Annotated in this window: 19 protein-coding genes; 5 read left to right on the plus strand and 14 right to left on the minus strand. The window is 70.5% G+C overall.

Annotated features, from left to right (window positions below):
• The 5 genes from ABD798_RS07735 to ABD798_RS07755 form a co-directional block, all read right to left on the minus strand.
• The gene (locus ABD798_RS07735; RefSeq protein ID WP_344872106.1) at positions 1–1,497 is read right to left on the minus strand and encodes a cytochrome ubiquinol oxidase subunit I; all 1,497 of its coding nucleotides are present in this window, start codon (positions 1,495–1,497) and stop codon (positions 1–3) included.
• A 118-nt stretch (positions 1,498–1,615) separates the two neighbouring features.
• On the minus strand, positions 1,616–2,599 hold the full coding sequence (locus ABD798_RS07740) for a sporulation protein (protein ID WP_344872108.1): 984 nt from the start codon (positions 2,597–2,599) through the stop codon (positions 1,616–1,618).
• 73 nt (positions 2,600–2,672) lie between these two features.
• Positions 2,673–3,302 (minus strand): IclR family transcriptional regulator, encoded by a 630-nt coding sequence (locus tag ABD798_RS07745; RefSeq protein WP_344872924.1) that lies wholly within the window; start codon positions 3,300–3,302, stop codon positions 2,673–2,675.
• A 27-nt stretch (positions 3,303–3,329) separates the two neighbouring features.
• The gene (fahA, locus tag ABD798_RS07750) at positions 3,330–4,526 is read right to left on the minus strand and encodes a fumarylacetoacetase (protein ID WP_344872110.1); all 1,197 of its coding nucleotides are present in this window, start codon (positions 4,524–4,526) and stop codon (positions 3,330–3,332) included.
• Positions 4,523–5,413 carry a hypothetical protein gene (locus ABD798_RS07755; protein ID WP_344872112.1) on the minus strand — a complete coding sequence of 297 codons (891 nt, stop codon included), beginning with the start codon at positions 5,411–5,413 and terminating at the stop codon, positions 4,523–4,525. Before ABD798_RS07755 ends, fahA begins: the two co-directional genes overlap by 4 nt.
• An 80-nt stretch (positions 5,414–5,493) precedes the next feature.
• On the opposite strand from ABD798_RS07755, the gene ABD798_RS07760 reads away from it, so the two are divergent.
• Positions 5,494–6,681 carry a homogentisate 1,2-dioxygenase gene (locus tag ABD798_RS07760; RefSeq protein WP_344872114.1) on the plus strand — a complete coding sequence of 396 codons (1,188 nt, stop codon included), beginning with the start codon at positions 5,494–5,496 and terminating at the stop codon, positions 6,679–6,681.
• Here ABD798_RS07760 and ABD798_RS07765 read toward each other — a convergent pair.
• Positions 6,639–7,703, minus strand: a complete 1,065-nt coding sequence (locus tag ABD798_RS07765; protein ID WP_344872116.1) for a hypothetical protein — start codon at positions 7,701–7,703, stop codon at positions 6,639–6,641. The two genes, ABD798_RS07760 and ABD798_RS07765, sit on opposite strands and share 43 nt — an antisense overlap.
• 23 nt (positions 7,704–7,726) lie before the next feature.
• A complete protein-coding gene (locus ABD798_RS07770; RefSeq protein ID WP_344872118.1) occupies positions 7,727–8,722 on the minus strand; it encodes a hypothetical protein in 996 nt (331 codons plus the stop codon).
• Positions 8,723–8,991: 269 nt separating this feature from the next.
• Here ABD798_RS07770 and ABD798_RS07775 point away from each other — a divergent pair, with 269 nt between their 5' ends.
• The gene (locus tag ABD798_RS07775; protein WP_425549191.1) at positions 8,992–9,714 is read left to right on the plus strand and encodes a DUF2470 domain-containing protein; all 723 of its coding nucleotides are present in this window, start codon (positions 8,992–8,994) and stop codon (positions 9,712–9,714) included.
• Between the two features lie 49 nt (positions 9,715–9,763).
• On the plus strand, positions 9,764–10,576 hold the full coding sequence (locus tag ABD798_RS07780) for a CPBP family intramembrane glutamic endopeptidase (RefSeq protein ID WP_344872122.1): 813 nt from the start codon (positions 9,764–9,766) through the stop codon (positions 10,574–10,576).
• A gap of 90 nt (positions 10,577–10,666) precedes the next feature.
• On the opposite strand, the gene ABD798_RS07785 is transcribed toward ABD798_RS07780, so the two are convergent.
• Complete coding sequence (locus ABD798_RS07785) at positions 10,667–11,644, minus strand: SDR family NAD(P)-dependent oxidoreductase (RefSeq protein ID WP_344872123.1); 978 nt, start codon at positions 11,642–11,644, stop codon at positions 10,667–10,669.
• Positions 11,645–11,795: 151 nt separating this feature from the next.
• Complete coding sequence (locus ABD798_RS07790) at positions 11,796–12,629, minus strand: glutamate ABC transporter substrate-binding protein (RefSeq protein ID WP_344872125.1); 834 nt, start codon at positions 12,627–12,629, stop codon at positions 11,796–11,798.
• A 121-nt stretch (positions 12,630–12,750) separates the two neighbouring features.
• Here ABD798_RS07790 and arcA point away from each other — a divergent pair, with 121 nt between their 5' ends.
• On the plus strand, positions 12,751–13,971 hold the full coding sequence (arcA, locus tag ABD798_RS07795) for an arginine deiminase (RefSeq protein ID WP_344872126.1): 1,221 nt from the start codon (positions 12,751–12,753) through the stop codon (positions 13,969–13,971).
• Between the two features lie 154 nt (positions 13,972–14,125).
• Here the strand turns inward: arcA and ABD798_RS07800 are convergent, their stop codons facing one another.
• On the minus strand, positions 14,126–17,014 hold the full coding sequence (locus ABD798_RS07800) for a beta strand repeat-containing protein (RefSeq protein WP_344872129.1): 2,889 nt from the start codon (positions 17,012–17,014) through the stop codon (positions 14,126–14,128).
• A gap of 226 nt (positions 17,015–17,240) precedes the next feature.
• Entirely contained in the window at positions 17,241–18,041 is an 801-nt protein-coding gene (locus ABD798_RS07805; RefSeq protein WP_344872131.1) for a hypothetical protein, read from the minus strand.
• Positions 18,042–18,311: 270 nt separating this feature from the next.
• Here ABD798_RS07805 and ABD798_RS07810 point away from each other — a divergent pair, with 270 nt between their 5' ends.
• Positions 18,312–18,866 carry a ferritin gene (locus ABD798_RS07810; RefSeq protein ID WP_344872133.1) on the plus strand — a complete coding sequence of 185 codons (555 nt, stop codon included), beginning with the start codon at positions 18,312–18,314 and terminating at the stop codon, positions 18,864–18,866.
• Positions 18,867–18,931: 65 nt separating this feature from the next.
• Here the strand turns inward: ABD798_RS07810 and ABD798_RS07815 are convergent, their stop codons facing one another.
• The 3 genes from ABD798_RS07815 to ABD798_RS07825 all read right to left on the minus strand — a co-directional run bounded on the left by ABD798_RS07815 (position 18,932) and on the right by ABD798_RS07825 (position 20,904).
• Positions 18,932–19,624 carry a hypothetical protein gene (locus ABD798_RS07815; RefSeq protein ID WP_344872135.1) on the minus strand — a complete coding sequence of 231 codons (693 nt, stop codon included), beginning with the start codon at positions 19,622–19,624 and terminating at the stop codon, positions 18,932–18,934.
• Positions 19,621–20,115, minus strand: a complete 495-nt coding sequence (locus ABD798_RS07820; protein WP_344872137.1) for a SigE family RNA polymerase sigma factor — start codon at positions 20,113–20,115, stop codon at positions 19,621–19,623. Before ABD798_RS07820 ends, ABD798_RS07815 begins: the two co-directional genes overlap by 4 nt.
• Before the next feature lie 93 nt (positions 20,116–20,208).
• Positions 20,209–20,904, minus strand: a complete 696-nt coding sequence (locus tag ABD798_RS07825; RefSeq protein ID WP_344872139.1) for a hypothetical protein — start codon at positions 20,902–20,904, stop codon at positions 20,209–20,211.
• Positions 20,905–20,929 lie beyond the last annotated feature (25 nt).

Raw genomic sequence — 20,929 nt, forward strand, 5'->3', positions numbered from 1 at the left:
CTAGTAGGCGAAGGCCAGCGCGTCGGACTTCGAGGGGTCCGGAGGATCAGCGGGAGGCGGCATCACGCCCTCCACCCCCGCGCGGACGAAGCGCCGCAGCAGGAACACCTCCACGACCGCGAGCACCCCGTACACCGTGGTCAGCGCGATCAGCGAGAACAGCGCCTCGCCGACGGTGACCCCGGCCGAGACCGCCTGCGCGGTGTACATCCACACCCCGTCGACGCCGGTGGGGTTGGGCGCGACGACGAACGGCTGGCGGCCCATCTCGGTGAAGATCCAGCCGAAGCTGTTGGCCAGGAACGGGGTCGCGATGGCCAGCAGCGCGGCGGGCGCGAACCACCGGCTGCGCGGCACGCGCCCGCGCCGGGTCACCCACAGCGCGAACGCGGCACCCGCGGCGGCGATGGCGCCGAAGCCGATCATGAGGCGGAAGCCCCAGTAGGTCACCGGGAGGTTGGGCACGTAGTCGATGGGCCGGCCGGACAGCTCGCCGAGGCGGGGATCGACCGGGTAGTTCGCGCCGTAGCGCGCCTGGTACTCGCCGACGAGCTGGTCGATGCCCTTGACCTCGCTGTCGAAGTCGCTGTTCGCCAGGAAGGACAGCAGCGCGGGCACGGTGATGCTCTTGACGTTCTCGCAGTCGGGGCGCTGCACGTCACCGTAGGCGAACACCGAGAACCCGGCCGGTTTTTCGGTGTGGCACAACGCTTCCGCCGCGGCCATCTTCATCGGCTGCTGCTCGAACATGAGCTTGCTCTGGAGGTCACCGCTGATCGCGAGCGCCGCGAACGCGACGACGCCGACCCAACCGCCGAGGCGCAGCGACGCGAACCAGACCTTGCGGTCGGGGTCGTCGGCAGGAGTGTTCCGGTGCTTGCGGGCCAGGTGCCACGCGGCGATGCCGACCAGGAACGTGCCCGCGACCGCGAAGCAGCCCGCGATGGTGTGCGGGAACGCGGCGAGCACGGTGGAGTTGGTCAGCAGTTCCCAGATCGAGTTGAGCTGGGGCTTGCCGTTGACGTACTCGATGCCGACCGGGTGCTGCATCCACGAGTTCGCGGCGAGGATGAAGTACGCGGAAGCCATGGTGGCCAAGGAGAAGGCCCAGATGCAGGCGAGGTGCACGCGCTTGGACAGCCGCTCCCAGCCGAAGATCCACAGGCCGAGGAAGGTGGACTCGACGAAGAAGGCGAGCAGGCCCTCCATGGCCAGCGGCGCGCCGAAGACGTCGCCGACGAAGCGCGAGTAGGCGCTCCAGTTCATCCCGAACTGGAACTCCTGGACGATGCCGGTGACCACGCCCATGGCGAAGTTGATCAGCATCAACTTGCCCCAGAACTTGGTCATCTTCAGGTACTGGGGCTTGCCCGTGCGGTACCAAGCGGTCTGCATGACCGCGACCAGCAGGGCCAGTCCGATGGTCAGCGGGACCATCAGGAAGTGGTAGACGGTGGTGACGCCGAACTGCCACCTGGCGATGTCGAGTACGTCCACGGGTCAACGGTGCCCTGCCGAGCCCGCTGATCAGCAGGTCAACACGTCCCCTATCGCCCGACCGAGGGTCCCCCGCCCACGGGACCTAGGTCCTGCGGACGGGGGTCGAACACGAAGATCAGCCCTCGTCCTCGTCGCCGAAGAAGGACTCGCCGATGTCCTCGAAGACCTCGCCGAGCACCATGCCGCCGACCACGCCTGCCGCACCGGCGGCGACCATGCCACCGACGCCCATGCCGCCACGCCCGCCGTGATGGCCGCCGTGATGTCCGTGGTCGTCGTCGTAGCCGTGACCGCCGTGGTGTCCGTGGTGCCCGTGGTGGGACTGGCGGCGCGAGGCGATCTCGTGCAGCCAGCCGTCGATCATCCCGGCCCAGTCGGCGCTCATCGAGTCCTGGTGGGAGAGCTGGAAGCGACCGAAGGCGTCCTGGCCGGAGCTGAAGAAGCCGCCGCGCTTGTCCGCCTCCAGCACGACCGCCATGCCGTGCGCGTCGGCGACGAAGGTCAGCTCGATCTCGTTGATCCGCCCGGCGAACTGGTGCGGCGGCAGGAACTCGATCTCCTGGAAGAACGGCAGCTGCTGGTGCAGGCCCGCGATGCGACCGTGCTCGACATCGGCGCTGCGGAAGCGGAAACCCAGCTCGCCGAAGGCGTCCAGGACGCACTCCTGCGCGGGCAGCGGGTGCACGAACACCGGGTCCAGGTCGCCCTTGTCCACCGCGCTCGCCACGGCCAGCTCGGTGCGCAGGCCGATGGTCATGCCGGGAAGGCGCTGGCCGTAGACGTCGGTCACCGGGGTCTCCCACGGCACCTGGAACTGGAACGGGATGTTCCTGTTCTCCTTGGCGGCCAAGCGGAAGCGGCCCTCGACGACGAGGCGGTGGAACTCGGCGTTGACGTTGCGCTCGTGGTCGCCGCGCTCGGACTCCACGCGCGTCACCAGGCCGAGCACGACCTGCTCGATCTCCACGTCGCGGTCGCCGCCCTGGATGCGGACCTCACCGCTCAGCACGCCGCCCGGCTGCGTGTTCGGGTCGAACAGCACCGTGTCGACTGAAGGGCCGCCGATGCCCAGCGCGCCGAGCAGCTTCTTGAAGACCACCGAGATCCCCCTGTAGTGGGAAGAAAAATCATGTCGGTGGCTCAACGTACCGGGACTTCACAAAGTGCCCGATTCACCGCAGAGCGGCGGCGACTTCGGCTGCTGCGGCGACCACGATCGGCCCGACCTCGGCACTGACCAGGGTCTCCATCGAGACCACGCCGACGCTGGCGCGCAGGCCAACGACCCCGCGAACCGGTGCGGCAACGCCGAAAGCCCCGGGTTGGAGTTCGCCGGAGGTCGCGACCCACCCCTCGCTGTCCGGCGGAAGGTTCAGGCACTTGCCAGCCGCCCCGCGCTGCACGGAATGGCGAGTGCCTACCCGGTAGGCCACGTGGTAGGCCGTCCACGTCGGTTCGACGACCGCGACGGCTTGGGCCTCGCTGCCGTCGGCGACGGTGAGGTGCGCGGTCGCGCCGACCCGCTCCGCGAGAGAGCGCAGAGCGGGCAGCGCGGCGAAGCGCAGCTGCGGCATGACCCGTCCGGCCAGCCGCAGCACGCCGAGCCCGAGGCGGACGCGCGAACCCTCCCTGCGCACCAGTCCCCTGGCCTGCAACGGCACCAGCAGCCGGTAGACGGCGGCGCGGCTCGCGCCGATCGCCGTCGCCAGGTCGCTGATGCTCGGCGCCTCGGTGTCCGCGTCGGCCACCGCCTGGAGCAGGGCGAGGCCCCGCTCCAGGGTCAGTGAGCTCTCTCTCGGCACGCCCGCCGCGGCGCCTGATGTCACCGCTCAGTCCACCGGAGCCGCGTGCACGGTGCCGCTCACCTCGGCGAAACCGACGACGGAGCCGTCGGGTCCCGGTGCGGTGGCGGTGATCACCACGGTGTCCCCGTCCTCAAGGAAGGCGCGTTCGGTCCCGTCGTCGAGCAGGACGGGCTCCTTCCCGCCCCACGACAGCTCCAGGAAGCTGCCGCGCTCCTGCTTCTCCGGTCCCGAGACGGTGCCGGAGGCGAACAGGTCGCCGGGGCGGACGGTGGCGCCGTTGACGGTCATGTGCGCCAGCTGCTGCGCGCAGGTCCACGCCATCGTCGCGAACGGCGGACGGCTGACCAGCGTGCCGTTCCACCGCACTTCCAGCTGGAGGTCCAGACCGAGCGGCCGGTCCTCCACCAGGTAGTCCTGGAGCTCGTTGCCCAGCGGCGGCGGGGTCACCCGTGCCTGGGACAGCGCGTCCAGCGGGGTGATCCACGCCCCGACCGAGGTCAGGAAGGACTTGGCCAGGAACGGCCCGAGCGGCACGTACTCCCACGCCTGGAGGTCGCGGGCGGACCAGTCGTTGACCAGCGCGACGCCGAAGATGTGCTCCGGCGCCTTGTTCACCGAGACCCGCGAGGTGGCGGGACCGCCGCAGACGAAGCCGACCTCGGCCTCGATGTCGAGCCGGGTGCTGGGCCCGTAGACCGGCGCGGGGTCGTTGGGACCCTTGCGTTGGCCGTTGGGGCGGACCACGTCCGTTCCGGAGACCACGACGGTCCCGGCGCGGCCGTGGTAGCCGACGGGCAGGTGCGTCCAGTTGGGCAGCAGCGGGTCACCGTCGGGCCGGAACATCCGGCCGACGTTCTCCGCGTGGTGCCGCGAGGAGTAGAAGTCGACGTAGTCGGCCACCGTGAACGGCAGCCGGTTGGTGACCTCACTCAGCGGCAGCAGCTTGGCGCACCGCGGCGCCGAGCCCGCGGTGACCAGTTCGGTCAGCCGCGCGCGCAGCTCGCTCCACACCGGCCTTCCCGCAGCGAGGACGGCGTCCAGGGAGTCGGCCGAGACCAGCTCCTCCAGCCGCTCGCTGAAGGAGGCCGCGATGGGGCGCAGCGGCAGCGCGTGGTCGCCCACCCGCACCGCGACGCCCTGACCCTCCAAGACGCCGTAGGGCAGCGTCTGCGGCCCGAAGGGGTGGTCGGGGCCGAACGCCGGATCTTCGATCCAACTCACAGCAGCCCCAGTCCCTTCAGGTCCTCGACGGGCTCGGTCAGCGAGCAGGAGCCGTAGGAGGCGAACACGCCGCGGACGGCGTGCGCGGCGGCCTCGTTGAGGCTGCCAGCCTCCTCGGCGAGCGCCTCGGGGTCCTCGCTGGCCAGAGCCGCCCGAGCGTCTCCACCGGAGAGCGTGCGCGCGGTGGCGACGAGCAGGTTGAGGAAGCCGTGGTGCTGGAAGCCGGTGTTCTCGTCGACGTGCCGGAGTGCGTTGTGCAGCCCGGCGGTCGCCTTGAAGGGCACCCCCGCGCTGCTGCTGACGGCGAGGAAGTCGGCGACCTCGTTGACGCCCGGGAAGGCGTCGGAGGTCATGCCGCCGCAGCGGAGCTTGGGCCAGCTGCCGTGGTCGGCGACCCGGCGCACGCTGGCCAGCCACTCCTCGTGGCTGATGGTGCCGTTGGTGGTACCGGGCCGCCGGGGTTCGACGACGCGGATGACGTCTTCGGGAACGAACTCGGAGACGCGCTCCAGCCAGACGTCGTCGACGTCGGAGGGGGCGGGCATCTCGACCATGCGCAGCGCCAACAGCTCGCTGCGCGATTCGACGATGGAAACGGCCTTGGGTACACCGCCGAGGCCCGTGTCGATCACCAGGGACAGGCCGACCGGCTTGGCCGGCTTGGCCTTGATCAGCTCGGTGATCAGCTCGGGCAACCGGGACGCCGGGCAGAGGAACAACCCGATCATTCCGGCCCAGTTCTCCGAGCGGGAGTCCAGGTGGTGACGCACCGCGTCCGCCATCGGGGCCTCGCCCGGTGGGAACAGCGCCGCGTCGTCAACCAGTCGGGCTAGCAGGGGCGGTGTGCCGCGCGGACCGGGCGCGCGGAGCTCCTCGACGCTTGACACGCCTGACACGCTAGTGGCGTCTACCTCAACGAACAAAAATGTCCGCTATTCGGACACCTGGGAGAGGGGCCGAAACCGCGATGCCGTACTACCGCACGGTGGGGGAACTACCCCGAAAGCGCCACACCCAGTTCCGCAAACCGGACGGCGGTCTCTACGCCGAGGAGCTGATGGGCGTCGAGGGTTTCTCCTCCGACTCCGCCCTGCTCTACCACCGGTTCCTGCCGACGGCGATCGTCAACGCCGAGACGGTCGAGGACACCAGGGGCGGCACCGTCGCGAACCTCCCGTTGAAGCCGAGGCACTTCCGCACGCAGGACCTGAAGTGGGACGAGCCCGACCGCGTCGACGCGGTGACCGGGCGGCGGCTGCTCTTCGGCAATGCCGACGTGGCGATCTGCTTCGTCGCGGCGAACGAGACGAGCCCGCTGTACCGCAACGCTTTCGGCGACGAGCTGCTCTACGTGCAGACCGGCGCGGGCACCCTGGAGACGATCTACGGCGCGCTGACCGTCGGCGTCGGCGACTACGTGGTGATCCCCACCTCGTGCACCTACCGGATCGTGCCGGAGGGCGATGAGGAGCTGCGGCTGTTCGTTCTGGAGGCGACCGGGCACATCGGGCCGCCCAAGCGCTACCTGTCCAAGAAGGGCCAGTTCCTGGAGCACTCGCCCTACTGCGAGCGCGACATCCGCGTGCCGACCGCTCCCCTGCTGGTCGACGGCGAAGATGTGCCCGTGCTCGTCCGGCACCGCGCGGGCCTGACGCGGATGACCTACGCCAACCACCCGTTCGACGTGGTGGGCTGGGACGGTTGCCTCTACCCGTGGGTCTTCAACATCGCGGACTTCGAGCCGATCACCGGTCGCCTGCACCAGCCGCCGCCCGTGCACCAGACCTTCGAGGGCCCGAACTTCGTCGTGTGCTCGTTCTGCCCGCGCAAGGTCGACTACCACCCGCTCGCGGTGCCGGTGCCGTACAACCACGCCAACGTCGACTCCGACGAGCTGATGTTCTACGTGGGCGGCAACTACGAGGCGCGCAAGGGTTCGGGCATCGGCCTGGGCTCGCTGTCGCTGCACCCGTCGGGCTGCGCGCACGGACCGCAGCCGGGAGCCGCTGAGGCTTCGCTCGGCGCTGAGCGCTTCGACGAGACCGCGGTCATGGTCGACACGTTCCGCCCGCTCAACCTCGGCGAGGCCGCTCAGGTCAGCGAGGACCCGCGCTACGCCTGGACCTGGGCGCGGCGCGGTCCCGACTGGACCTGATCCGCCACAGCGATGACCGGGCTGCCCGGGGCGCCGACAGCGAAGGTCGCCCCGGGCTCGCCCGCGATCCACACCGTGCCCGTGTTGCGGACGTACTCGGCGACGTCGAAGCCCAGCAGCGGCAGGCGCACGGGAGTCCGCTCGCCGTCCGGCAGGGTCAGCGTCGCGGTGCCGTCGGCGAAGCCGCGCGCGTTCGGCTGCCACGGCTCGTCGAGCTCGGCCTGCACGCGCTGCCACGGACCCGCGTCCAGCAACTGGTCGAGCTTCGCCCAGCCGCCGAGTCGTTTCCGCGCGCGGACGAACAGCACTGCCGCGATCGGCACCGTGATCGTGCTGACCGCCGCGGGCACGAGATTTCCGGTCCACAGACCCGAGATCAGCACACCGAGCCCGATCGCCAACACGATCTTCGCCGGGGCGTAGAGCTGGCGGGAGTACCGCATCAGCAACCGCGCCGCGCCCGAGGTGACGACGTCCGCCGACGCGGGCGCCTGCGGGTCGTAGGCGGAGATCGCCGTGACCGGCACGTCCGGGCGCTCCGGGACCACGCGCCCCGGCAACGGCGTTCGCACGTCGGCGAGGTGCAGAGCGACCCACCCGCACTCGTCCGGCCCGACGATCCACAGCTGCTCCGCGCGCCCGACGGCTTGCAGGAGCGGGTCCATGGCGGCCGCGAGCCGAACGTGGAGCACGCGATCCGACTCCAGCTCCAGGAACCGGCCTCGCACCGCGCGCACCGCGACGGGACGCCAGGACTCAGCGGCGAACATCCGCGTCGCCGCACGCAGCCACCGACCGACCGCCATGTACTGGGCGACCGCGAAGGCCGTGGTCAGCGCCGCGAGCACGAGGATCGGCATGCCGGCCGATTTCCTGGCTCCGACGGTGAAGACGAACGCGCCGAGCGACCACATGGCAGCGGCGCTCAGCCAGATGGTTCGGAGCTGCCGCTGGCTCGCGCGCACCGTGACGTCGAGGTAGCGCAGTTCGGACGCGGTTCCGGTGACCGGTGGAGGTGGCACGGGAGGAAGGTAACCCGCTCAGCTCACAGCCGGGCGAGATCGACCAGCGGATATCCAGGAACTCCGATCGCGCTGTCCGATCCTGGCCTGGGTGTCCCGGCGAACCACATCGTGCCGGTGGCCCGCGTGTACTCGACGACGTCGCAGCTGACCATGGGCAGCGCCACCGTGACGGTCTGCCCGGACGGCAGGCGCACCTTCGCGCTGCCGTCGGCGGAGCCGCGCGCGTTGGGCTGCCAGGGCTCGTCGATGGTGGCGGGCATCCGGGTCCACGTGCCTGCCGTGAGCAGCTCGGGCAACGGCTTCCACACGGCCAGCGGACGCGCGGCGAGCACCAACGGCACCGCGGCGATCACGCACAGCGCCAGCAGCGCCGCACCGACCAGCAGCCCGCCGAGCAGCCAGGCAACGGCCAGCGCCACCAGCCCGAGCCCGACGACGGCACCGGCGGCGGCCAGCCCGCGCCCGGTCGCACCCGCCTTGAGTTTCGCTTGGCCCGCAACGACGAAATCCTCGGCGGCGGGGGCGTCCGGCCCGGTGATCGGGGCCTCCGGCAGCACCGGGTTGGCCGGGCGCGCCTTGCCCTTCTCCAGCTTCCCGCCGAGCGGCGAGTGCAGTCCGGGGGCGACCAGCACCGCCCAGCCGTTCTTGTCCGGGCCGACCACCCACACGTTCCTGGTGCGGGCGAGCACCTCGCGGATGAGGCCCGGCATGCCGAGCGTGCGCAGCCGGAAGGTGTCCCCGTCCTTCTCGGTCACGGTCATCATCAGCGTGCCGCGGCCCGCCTGCTCCAGCTCCGCCGTCGCCGGGCGCCAGGTTCCCTCAGGCAGCAGCCGATCGGTGGCGCGGGTCCAGCCGTCGAGCATGAGCAGCAGGTCGATGGCCATCGCCACGAACAGGCTGACCGAGATCCACACGATTGCCTGCACGAAGCCGGACACGTCGGCGAGGCTGGCCGCGGTGGCCCCGCCGACGAGCACGGCGAGGACGAGCCACCAGCTCAGCAGCTGGCGCTTCATCAGCCGGATCGCCATCCTCAGGTGCGGCGTCTCAGCCGCTGGACGGTCGGTCGGTGGAGCCGGAACGGACTGCGCTGCAGCTTGGCTGGGGTGCACGCCCCCCATGGTGACCGCTGGAGGGCCGGAAGTGAGCCCCTGAATCAGCAGCACTGAACGGGGCCCTTCCCCCTATCCCGAACACAGGTTAGGCTCACCTAAGTAGGAGGTGAGCGGTGAACGTCGAGACCACGAAGGCGCCCACGCCGAACGCGGCGGAGCGGGCCAGGAGCATGGCGACGCGGGGTGGACCCGCGGTGCTGATGCCGACCCAGCACTCCGATCCGGTGCGCGTCGAACCGCTGCTGCACCACGTGCACGCGGACGGCACCACGGCGTTGCTGATGCCCGCGCACCACGAGCTGGTCGGGCTCGCGTGGCAGGCGCCCAGGGGCGAGCTGACCGCGATGCTGGAGATCACCGATTCGGCCCCGGTCCGGTTGCGGGAACCGGTCAGGGGACTGCTGTGGCTGACCGGCTGGTTGCAGGCGCTCGACCCGGCGGAGTCGCGGGCCGAGGCGCTCGCGGTCGCCGAGCAGCGACCCGACCACCGGCTGCTCGACGTCGGGCACGGCGCGGTGATGCTGCGCCTGGTCCCGGCCTCGCTGGTGCTCGCCGACGCGGAGGGGACCGCGTCGGTGGAGCCCACCGAGTTCACCGACGCCCGGCCGGACCCGTTCTGCCTGATGGAGACCGGATGGCTGCGGCACCTGGAGTCCGCGCACGGCGACGTGGTCGGCCAGCTCGCCAAGCACATCCCGGACGAGCTGCGCAGCGGTCACGTGCGCCCGCTCGGCCTGGACCGCTACGGGCTGCGGCTGCGGGTGGAGTCGATCACCGGCGACCACGACGTGCGGCTGGCCTTCTCCCAGCCCGTGCACGACGCGCGCCAGCTGGCCGCCGAGCTCCGCCGCCTCGTCGGCTGCCCCTTCCTCGCCCAGACCTACGGTCATTGAGTCCACCGGAACGGCAGTAGGTCCACCGGAACGGCAGTAGCGTGCGCTGGTGACCAACCGCGTGCGTTCCTGGCTGGCACCGGCGCGGCCGGACGGCATCGAGACGATCACCGATCCGGCGCGGCGGCGAGCCGTCGTCCTCGAGGTCCTGCTGGTCTTCTCGATCACCTTCGGGCTCTCCGGCGCGCGCAGCCTGCTGTCGCTGCTGAACTCGCTGATGCAGCCGGTTCCGCTGAGCCAGCAGTCGGTCGCGCTCAACACCTCGCGCTCGGAGCTGGGCCTGATCGACCTGCTCTACCAGCTGCTCGGCGTGACGCAGCTGCTCGCGTGGGGCGCGCTCGGGGTGTACCTGCTCTACCGCGCCGGTGTTCGACTGAGCAGCATCGGCCTCGATCGCACGCGTCGTGGCCGCGACTTCGCGTCAGGCATCGGCCTCGCGGCGTTGATCGGCGTGCCGGGGCTGGTGTTCTACCTGGTGGTGCGGGCGATCGGGCTGAACCTCACGGTCATGCCGAGCACGCTCAACGACGTGTGGTGGCGCGCCCCGGTGCTGATCCTGTCGGCGATCGCGAACTCGTGGGCCGAGGAGGTGCTGGTCGTCGGCTACCTCATCACCCGGCTGCGCCAGCTCGGCTGGAGCGAGAACCGCTCACTGCTGCTGTCCTCGGTGCTGCGCGGCTCCTACCACCTCTACCAGGGCTTCGGCGGGTTCGTCGGCAACATCGTGATGGGCCTGGTCTACGGCCGGTTCTGGCAGCGCTCGCAGCGGCTGTGGGCCCTGGTGGTGGCGCACGCGCTCATCGACACCGTGGCTTTCGTGGGCTACGCGCTGCTGAAGGGCGTCGTGCCCTGGCTGCCCTAGCCGTCTACGTCTATACGGCGGGCGGAGCGGTCTCTTGGGTGGGGGGCAAGGAGTGTCCGCTCCGCCCGCCGGAAGCCGATGGGCAGGCAGCTAGCCCGATCGGCCGTGAGTGATCTGACTGGGCGGAGCCAGACCACTTGGCGAGGGAAGTCCAACCACGTCGTAGTAACGCATTCTTTCCGGCCGATATTCATGTCCCGGTTGAATACCTGTCGCAAAAAACAGTTCGTCAATTCGACCGACGAGTTCGTCAGCGCTCCACCTCAGGGAGCCTGCCGTGATTTCCGCAGCGGCCACGCAGGACTGGTAGATCTCAACATTGCTTTCCTGGATGCCGAACACCTTCCCGCTGATGTAAGCGGAGGCTTGCGACACCAAGAATGCCACCAGAGCGGCGCAGTTGTCGAGGGTAAAAAGTTCGAAGTCACCACCGGCAACTCCCGGCACGCCCCGGCTCTCACCGGAACGGGACAACGCGGCAAAGTTTCGGGTTCTGCGTACCGGAGCGACGACATTACTGGTGACGCCGAAAGGTGCCATTTCCATGGACACGATCGCCGAGAGGGAACTCAACGCGAGTTTCGCGGCGCCGTAGCCCAGGTAGCCGTCACGGCCGCCGAAGCCCAGCGCGGGCGTGGTGTGCACCATCCGGCCCGGTGTTCGGGAGTCCCTCCAGTACCGGCACACCGCCCGCGACGGCTCGCAGCCGCCGTTGACGTAGCCGCGAACCACCTCGTCCCACTCGGTGTCCGCGGCGCGGGGACCGTTGCCGGTCCGCAGGTCGTCGGCGTTGTTGACCAGTGCGTGGAGCCCGCCGAAGGTCTCGGTGGCCACCCGCACGAGCCGCTCCGCGACGCGGGAGTCGGTGACGTCGCCGTAGACCGGCACCGCGTGGCCGCCCTCGTCGGCGATCTCCTCTGCGACCGAGGACGCGGCCTCCGGCGCCATGTCGGCCACGACGACCGAGGCGCCCTCCCGCGCGCATTCCAGCGCGATGGCTCTGCCGAGGCCGCGACCGGCTCCGGTCACCACCACGACGTCGCGCTGGAGAACGCCTCTGCCGCTCATGTGCCGAAGAGTAGCCGCGAAAGTCCGATGTTCACCCGGAGGTGGGACGGTTTCACGCTCTGGTCGCAAGAGGAGTCAAACCCAGGGTTGACCAGGAGTACGTCTGACGTGGGTGGACAAAGGCGCGGGCGGAAATGCAGGGCGCCACGCCTCAGGGGTTCTCGACGACCTGCGGTGGTTCAGGAATCTTGTACCCGGATTTGCCGACGCTGCCGGAGACGATCCGATTCCAGCTGCCATCGGAGATCATCTTCCGCAAAGCCGCAGTGATCTTGCTCAGCCGCTCGTCGCCCTTGCGCACGCCCACTCCGTAGCGCTCGGTGGAGAAGGGCTTGCCCACCAGCTTGAACCTGTCCGGCTGCTGGGCGGCGTACCCGGCGAGGATGACGTCGTCGGTGGTCAGAGCGTCGAGGTCGCCGCGCTCCAGCGCGCTGAGGCACTCGCTGTAGGAGGAGAACTGCTCCAGCGTGACGCTGCGCGCGTAGGAGTCCTTGACCCGCTGGGCCGGGGTGGAGCCGGTCACCGAGCACAGCTTCCAGTCGCTGTAGTCCAGCGACTCCGGCCCGGTGATGTCGCTGTTGGCCTTGCGCACCAGCAACGACTGCCCGGCGACGAAGTACGGCCCTGCGAAGTCGACCTTCTGCTTGCGGGCGTCGGTGATGGAGTAGCTGGCCGCGATCATGTCGACCTTGCCCTGCTCCAGCATGGCCTCGCGGTCGCCGGAGCGGGCCTCCACGAAGGTGATGTTGCCGGGGTGCACGCCCAGCTCGCGCGCGATGTAGCGGGCGACCTCGACGTCCAGGCCCTCGAAGGCACCGGAGGCCGTGCGCAGGCCGACGCCGGGCTGGTCGAACTTGATGCCGATGGTCAGCTTGGGGCCGTTGGGCGGTGGCGGGTCCTCCGCCGGGCCCGAGGAGCCGAACACACCGCACCCCGTGAGCGCCAACATCGTCAGCGCGACCGAAAGCGCACGGAACCGACGCATCTGTGCAGACCCCTCCGCAACGTTGCGCGGGCGGCCCTGCCCACGCCGTTCGGAGGCTACCCGAACGGATGAATGTTGCACTTCGCGGCCGTCGCGGCGGTCGTTGGTTAGTCTCCGCCTCGTGACAGCTCCTTCCAGCGCGACGGCGCTCGGCGTCGACAGCGAGGTCGGTCCGCTGCGGACCGTCCTGCTGCACCGGCCGGGTGACGAGCTCAAGCGCCTCACCCCGCGCAACAACGACCAGCTGCTCTTCGACGGCATCCCGTGGGTGGACCGGGCCCAGGCCGAGCACGACGCCTTCGCCGAGACCCTCGCGGGCCGGGGCGTGGAGGTGCTGCTGCTGGCCGACCTGCTCGGCGAGGCACTCGCCGACGGCCGGGCCCGCGCTGCGGGCGTGCACTCCGCCGTCGACGAGCGGCGCCTCGGCCTGGACCTGGCCGACGCGCTGCGCTCGCACCTCTCCGGGGTCGACGCGCGCACCCTCGCCTCGGTGCTGATGTCCGGGATGACCTTCGAGGAACTGCCCTCGGCGGAGGGCTCCTCACTGGTCCGGCGGATGCACCACCCCAACGACTTCGCGGTCGACCCGCTGCCGAACCTGTTGTTCACGCGGGACTCGTCGGTGTGGGTCGGCGACCGGGTGGCGATCACCTCGCTGGCGCTGCCCGCGCGGCGGCGGGAGACCGCGCTGACCGACCTGATCTACGCCTACCACCCGAGGTTCAGCCACAGCGGCCGCGCGTACGGCGCGCACTCCGCTCCGCTGGAGGGCGGCGACGTGCTGCTGCTCTCCCCCGGTGTGCTGGCGATCGGCGTCGGCGAGCGCACGACGCCCGCCGGTGCGGAGTCCTTCGCGCGCTCGGTGTTCGCCGACGGCCTGGTGCACACGGTGCTGGCGGTGCCGATCGCGCAGGAGCGGGCGACCATGCACCTGGACACGGTGTGCACGATGGTCGACCGCGACGCGGTGGTGATGTACCCGGCGGTGCGGGACACGTTGTCGGCGTACTCGATCCGCCCCGACGGCTCCGACGGCGTGAAGGTGACCGGGCCGGAGCCGTTCCTGGAGGCGGCGGCCGAGGCGATGGGCATCGAGCGGCTGCGGGTGATCGACACCGGCCTCGACCCGGTGACCGCCGAGCGCGAGCAGTGGGACGACGGCAACAACACGCTGGCCGTCGCGCCGGGCGTTGTCGTCGCCTACGAGCGCAACGTCGAGACCAACGAGCGCCTGGAGCACGCGGGCGTGGAGGTGCTGCGGATCTCCGGCTCGGAGCTGGGTTCCGGCCGTGGCGGACCGCGCTGCATGTCCTGCCCGATGCTTCGCGAGCCCTTGAAGTAGCTGCGGCACAACGCAAAACGGCCCCGGAACGTCGATGACGTTCCGGGGCCGCTCGGTTGTGCAAGTGCCCGTCATGGAGGAATGACCGGGTCAAGGGCGCCCGCCCCTGGTTGCACCCACGGTGGGGCGGGCGTCCTCATTCAGTTGGTCAGCCTCAGCCCTTGAACATGCGCAGCATGTCGATCATGCCGAGCGCGGGGGCCTGACCGGCGACGCCGCCGACCTCGGGCAGCTTGGGCAGCGCGGGCAGCTTCGGCAGCTGCACCAGCTCCACCGGCAGCGGGAGGGCGTTGGTCGCGGCGCGCGACTGGCCGCCGAAGGGCAGCTTGGGCAGCTCAACGGCACCCAGCAGCTTCGGGTCGGTGACGGGGACCAGCGCCTGGGCGGGCTCCTCGCCGACGATCACCGAGGTGGCGTGGTCGCCGCTGGCCAGCGCCTGGCCCAGCACCCGCACCGGGATGTCGAAGACCTGGACGCCCGCGCCGACCGGCACGCTCGCGTCGACACCGGACAGGCCGTGGCCGCTCGTGGTGGCGGAGCCACCGACGACCGACTCCAGCGTGCTGTCGGCAACACCGGTGGCGTTGCCGCCGGGCAGGCCGACCGCGTTGCCGAAGACCTGGGCCAGCGGGCCGACGGCCGGGCGGACGACGTTGCCCGCGAGGGCACCCTCGTCACCGGCGGTGGCGATGTCGCCACCCGCGTTGACCGCGGTCACGTTCGAGCCGAGGGCGTCGTTGACCGCGGCGACGGCGACGGCGTCGCCGAAGACCTGGACCACGGGGCCCAGCGCCGGGTTGATCACGTTGCCCGCGACCGCGCCGCCGGTGCCGTCGGTGGCGGTGGCGGAACCGGTCTCGGACAGCGTGTCGTTGGTGGCGGCGGCGGAGTTGTTGGTGGCGACACCAACCGCGTTGCCGAACGCCTGGACCGCACCGGCCAGCGGCACCCACGCCACGTTGCCGGAGACGGCCGCGTTGCTGCCGTCGGTGCTGTTGGTGCCACCGGACATCGAGGTGATCGCGTTCGCGGCCTCGGCGTCCAGCTTCGACGCGACGCCAACGGCGTTGCCGAACAGCTGCACCGGCGGGGCCAGCGACGGGTCGACGATGTTGCCTGCGAGGGCGCCGTCGGTGCCGGCGGTGGTGTGGTCGCCACCGGCCTGGGTGTCGGTCAGGTTGCTGGCGGTGGTGCCCGCGTTGCTGACGACACCGGGGGCGATGCCGAACACCTGGGTCGCGCCGGAGAGCGAAGGCACGACGGTGTTGCCGGTCAGAACGCCTTCCTCGCCACCGGTGACGGTGTTGCCGCCGGAGACGGAGGAGACCTCGTTGGAGGTCAGGGCGTCGGCGTGGGTGAGAACGCCACCCGCGACACCGAAGACCTGGGTCGGACGGGCGATCGCCGGGTGCACGACGGTGCCGGCCAGCAGGCCGTCCTTGCCGTACGCCTTGACCTCGCCGCCGGCCTTCACGTCAGCCGAGTTCTCGACGGTGGTGTCGAGGTGCGAAGCGGCACCGACGGCCGCACCGAAGATGTCGACCGGACCCGCGAGGGTCGGGGCGACGGCGTTGCCGCTGACAACACCGGCGTCGTCGTCGGCGTTGGTGTTGCCACCGCTGGTGCTGGTGCGGTCGTTGGTGACGTGGGTCTCGCCGTTGGTGAGCACGCCTCCGGTGTTGCCGAAGACCTGCGGCGTCAGCGCGGCGACCGACGGCTGCAGCACGTTGCCACCGATGACGGCGTCGTTGCCGGAGCTGCCGGTGTAGCCACCCGCGTGCACGTCGACCGTGTTGTTCTGCTGCGCGTCGCCGTTGAGCAGCACGCCCGCGACGTTGCCGAGCGCGCCGGCCGGGCCGGTCACGTTCGGAGCGGCCACGGTGCCGGACACGAGGCCGTTGTCACCGTTGGAGAAGCGGTCGCCACCGGCGACCGAGGAGATGACCTGCTCGTCAGCGGCGTCCACGTTGGACACGGCGCCGACGGCGTTGCCGACGAGCTCGACGGGCAGCGCGCCGGCCGGGGAGACCAGGTTGCCGTTGAGGACGCCCTCCTCACCGTTGGTGCGGGTGACACCGGTGGCGGAGACGTCGGTGGAGGAGCTGTTGTCCGCGTCGGCGTTGACGAGCACGCCGCCGCCGTTGCCGGAGGCCACGACGGGGCCGGCGACGAACGGAGCGATCAGGTTGCCCGCGAGGATGGCGTCCTCACCGGTGGTGGTGCGGTCGCCACCGGCCTCGGCGCACAGCTCGGTGGTGGAGTTCGAGTCGGGCAGGCTCAGCACCGCGCCGAGCGCGTTGCCGTTGACCTCGATGGGCAGCGCCGCGGTGGGGGCGACGATGTTGCCGGCGAGCGCGCCGTCCTCACCGGTGGTGGTGATGTCGCCACCCGAGGAGGCGCCGACCTTGGACTCGGAGTTGCTCTCCGCGCCGGACAGGATCGCGGCGATCGCGTTGCCGGTCACCTGCACCGGAACGGCCAGCTGCGGGGAGACGACGTTGCCCGCGAGCGGGGACTCCTCGCCCGAGGTGGAGATCGGGCCACCGGTGGCGGCGTTGACCTCGGAGGAGCTGTGGGTCTCGGCGCGGCCGGCGATCGCGGCGATCGCGTTGCCGGAGATGTCGACCGGCAGGGCGATCTGCGGGGCGACGACGTTGCCTGCGACCGGGTGCTCGGAGCCGTCGGTCTCCACGCCGCCACCGCTGCTCGCGGAGGTCACGGAGCTGCTGTGGGCCTCGGCCTTGCCGCCCAGGACGGCGATCGCGTTGCCGGTCACGTTGATCGGGACGACCAGCTCGGGCTGGACGGTGTTGCCGCGCAGCAGCTTGGCACCGTCACGGCCGATGATGCCCTCGACGACCGCGGTCGGGTTGATCGAGATGTCGCGCTTGATCGAGGGCAGGTCGATCTTGGTCAGACCGAGCGGGGCGCCGATCTGGTTGCCGTCGATGTTCACCTTGACGGTGATCGTGCCGTCGACCGTGTTGATGGGGCGATCGGGGTTGTCGGCCTCGTGGGCCTGCGCAATCCCGGCACCTAGCATGAACATCCCACCGGTAACAATCGCGGCCCGGATTCCACGCTTCGCCCAGGTGTTCATTATTGTTCCTTTCGTAGTCCCTTGCGGGAAGAAGACAGGCGCCATCGCATGGCAGTGCGGAAATTGGTCGCCTGGACCTGAGAAGTGGTTCTTGGTTCTTCAACGCGACACGGCGAGCGGTCTGGTGCGCTGTTGGCAGACAGCGTCAGACGGCTCGCCGTGCGGGGTTTCAGTCAGGAGTGGTGCCGGGCTGCCGGTGGTCGTCGCCAGCCATCCGCGCCAGCGCATCGGCGCTGATGGACAGCTCGCTCACCACACGCGCACCGGGGGCGTCGAAGCCCACCGCGTGGCTCGGCAGCTGGTCCGCCCGTGCGTCCTCGTCAGAGGAGGCAGTGCTGCTCGAAGGCGCGATGATCGCGAGCTTCGGCATGGGCGAACCGGGGAGCCGGACCGGGTCGGAAGGACGCGGTCCGGACGAGGCGGCGTTGGCCGCGGGGGACGTCGCAGCGGGCTGCTGGACGTCGGCCGGCGCGCGCTTGGACAGCGCGGACGCCGGGATCTGAGGGGTGTCCGCCGACGTGTCGTCGGAGGAACCGTCGCTGAGCAGGGAATCTCCTGCCACAGCTGGGAAGGAGCGAGCGGAGCCCTCCGCCGTCGGCGCGCCGAGCCCGACCAGTCCGGCGAGGCCGGAGACCAGGGGCGCGCTCTGCTGCGGGCGGTCCAGCTCGCGGCCGGTGACCGCGCCGAGGACGTGGCGGACGACGCCGCTCACGGTGCTCTCGACGGCCTTGCCGACCTCGACGACCGGGGTGGTGACGTGCTCGACCACGGGGGTCGCGACGTCCTCCACGGCGGCGACGATCTGCATCACCGGCTCGAAGGCGGCGGCCATGGGCTCGGCCTGGGCACTCGCGGTGCCGGAGGCGATCAGCCAGCTGGCAGCGACTCCGCCGAGGACCAGCGCGGTGCGGGTGAGCGCGCGGCGGACAACGCCGCCCTGGCCCACTCGTCGCGTCTGGTTCCCGAACAAGGAAGTCGCCCTTCGATTAAGGAGTTGAGGGGTGCCGGGCCAAGTTCTCCAAGGAACTTCTGTCCGACAGGAGAGAAGGTGCCACAGAAATGGATCTAGGTAAACCTCGGAGAGTCAAGGTCGCCTCATCGAGTTAACGGCAACCCTTCCCTATACGGGGAGTGAGCACAAGTGCGGGTTACCGACGGTTATGTGAAAGCGCTCCGGCTATCACTATCGAACCAGCTCAGCAGCGGTGTATAGCCGGATCGCGGGGTAGCGTCTGCTCTCATGGCCCCGAACACCACCACCACCACCACCACGAAGTTCCACGAACTCCTCCGGGCGCAGGTACGCAACGAGTTCACCGCCTCGCAGCAGTACATCGCCGTCGCGGTCTGGCTGGACGCGCAGGACCTGCCCAGGATGGCCGCGCACTTCTACCGACAGGCGCTCGAGGAGCGCAACCACGCCATGATGATCGTGCAGTTCCTGCTGGACAACGGCCTGCAGGTGGCGATCCCGGGCGTCGACGAGGTCCGCAACGACTTCACCACCGTGCGGGAGCCGGTCGAGCTGGCGCTGAACCAGGAGCGCAAGGTCACCGAGGAGATCACCGCACTGGCCAGGGCCGCCCGCGACGAGGGCGACTACCTCGGCGAGCAGTTCATCCAGTGGTTCCTCAAGGAGCAGGTCGAGGAGGTCTCCTCGATGTCGACGCTGCTCACGATCGTCGACCGCGCGGGCGACAACCTCTTCCACATCGAGGACTTCCTCGTGCGGGAGAGCGTCGGCGACGGCGGCGGCGACCCGACGGCTCCCCCGGCGGCGGGTGGCGCCGTCTAGCGCGGAGCACGCACGGCGACGGCCGGTCAGTCCACTGTGGACCGACCGGCCGTCGCGCGTTCGGCTCAGCCCGAACAGTCCTCGTCGTTGTCGTTGAAGCGCAGGCTGATCGCCGTGACCTTGGAGTTGTTGAAGTCCACGGTGAAGACGGCCCTGCTGTTGCCGGGCACCGGCGTCTGCGCGCTGCCGGAACCGGCGCTCAGCACGACCTTGCGCAGCTCGGAGTAGAGGTTGCCCGCCTGCTCGACCGTCATCCCCGCGCGCAACCCCTCCGGTGTGCGCGGCGCGTTGCGCGGCAGGACCTCGGCGAGCCCGGCGCTGCGCGAGAGGACCACCGTCCCGAAGCTGGCGCCCGAGGAGTCCAGCAGTTCGTGCGTCGTGCAGCGGTGCTCGGCGGCCTGCTGCTGGTCCAGCACGTCCTGCGACACCAGGCCGGTGTCGTGGACCTGCTTGCGCGTCATGCCCAACTGCAGCGGCCCCAACCCGTTGGGCCCCAGCACCGTCGGCAGCGGCTGCTTCGCGGTTGTCGTGCTGGGCTGGGCCGCGGGTGTCTTCTCGACGTGCCCGAAGCCGGACGCGGCCATCCCCCCGACGACGCCGAACACCGCGACGAGGGCGCCGGCCCCCACGGCGAGACCTCGGCGGTTGCGGCGGCGCCTGCGTGCCCCGGCGACGATGGCCCGCTCCGCGACCGGCGTCGGTGCCAGGTCGATCCGCTCGTCCTGGAACATCCGGCGCAGCTCGTCGTCGAGGCTCATCGATCGCCGCCGTCCCCGACGAGGTTGCCCAGTCTCAGCCGCAGCGACGCCATCGCCTTGCTCGTCTGGCTCTTCACCGTCCCCTTGGTGACCCCGAGCGATTCGGCGATCTCGGCCTCGGACAGGCCGTCGTAGTACCTGAGCACGATCACCGCGCGCTGCTTCGGCGGCAGCGCCCGCAGCGCCTGCCAGAGCGGCTCGTCCTCCAGCCGGTCGTGGTCGTGGTGGATCGAGATGTCCGGCAGCTCCGCGACCAGGTTCTCCCGTCGCGTTCTCCGCCACCGGCTGACGTGCGCGTTCGCCATCGACCTGCGCACGTACGCGATCGGCTCCGCCCCCTTGCGCAGCAGTGCCGCCCAGCGCGAGCCCACCTTCTCGAGCACCGTCTGCACGAGGTCGGCGGCGTCGTGCGGGTTGCCCGTCAGCGCGTGCCCGTACCTCAAGAGGCCGGGCAGCGCCGCCCGCACGAACTCGCCGAAGTCCTCGTCCATCGTCCCGTCCCCATGAAGCTCCACCCCGCTGACAGCGACTACACGCGCGACACCGCCGCGCGGTTGCCACGAGTCCTCAGAAGTCAGAAGGAGTCAGCGGTAGCAGTCCTGATCCTTCAGCTCCAACCGGACTTCGGTGAGGACGTCGTTGCGGACGATCACCCAGTAGTTGGCGTTCGGGTTGCCGGGAACATCGGTCACCCGCTCCCCCACCGCACCGTGCTTCACCTTGTTGCCCGTGTAAACCCGATTCAGATCGCCCAGCTTCGAGCCGATCCCGATGCCCTCCGGCGTCTTCGCCCCCGGCGTCGCCTCCAGCCGGACCAGGCCGTGCTTAGCGGAGAACAACAGGGAGTAGTAGCCGTGCCGGACGGTCTCGCCCGCGTAGTTGTAGCCACGGCAGCCGCCGTCGGACTCCGGCTTGGAGTTGGCCTTGATCAGGCCGGTGGCCACGGCCGCCGCCTCGGTCATGCCCAGCTTCAGCCTGCCGAGGCCGTCCGGGCCGAACGTGGTGTCGTCCGCGGCGGGCGCCACCGTCGCCTCGGGGTCGGGTCGGTCCGCCTGCTCGGTCGCCGGTGGCGCCGAGGCCGGTCTGCCGAAGCCGCTCAACGCGATCCCACCGCTCAGCGCCGCGACCACCGCGACGGCCGCACCGCCGACGGCGAGGGTCCGCCTGCGGGTGCGCCGCCGTCTCGCCCCCTTCAGCACGGTCTGCTCCGCATCGGGGCGGACCGGCAGGCCGAGGCGCTCGTCGTCGAACAACCGACGCAGGTCCTCGTCGAGGCTCATCGCTCACCACCCTCCATCCATCCCG

It is taken from the genome of Allokutzneria multivorans, from assembly GCF_039537405.1.
GTDB classification, from domain to species: domain Bacteria; phylum Actinomycetota; class Actinomycetes; order Mycobacteriales; family Pseudonocardiaceae; genus Allokutzneria; species Allokutzneria multivorans.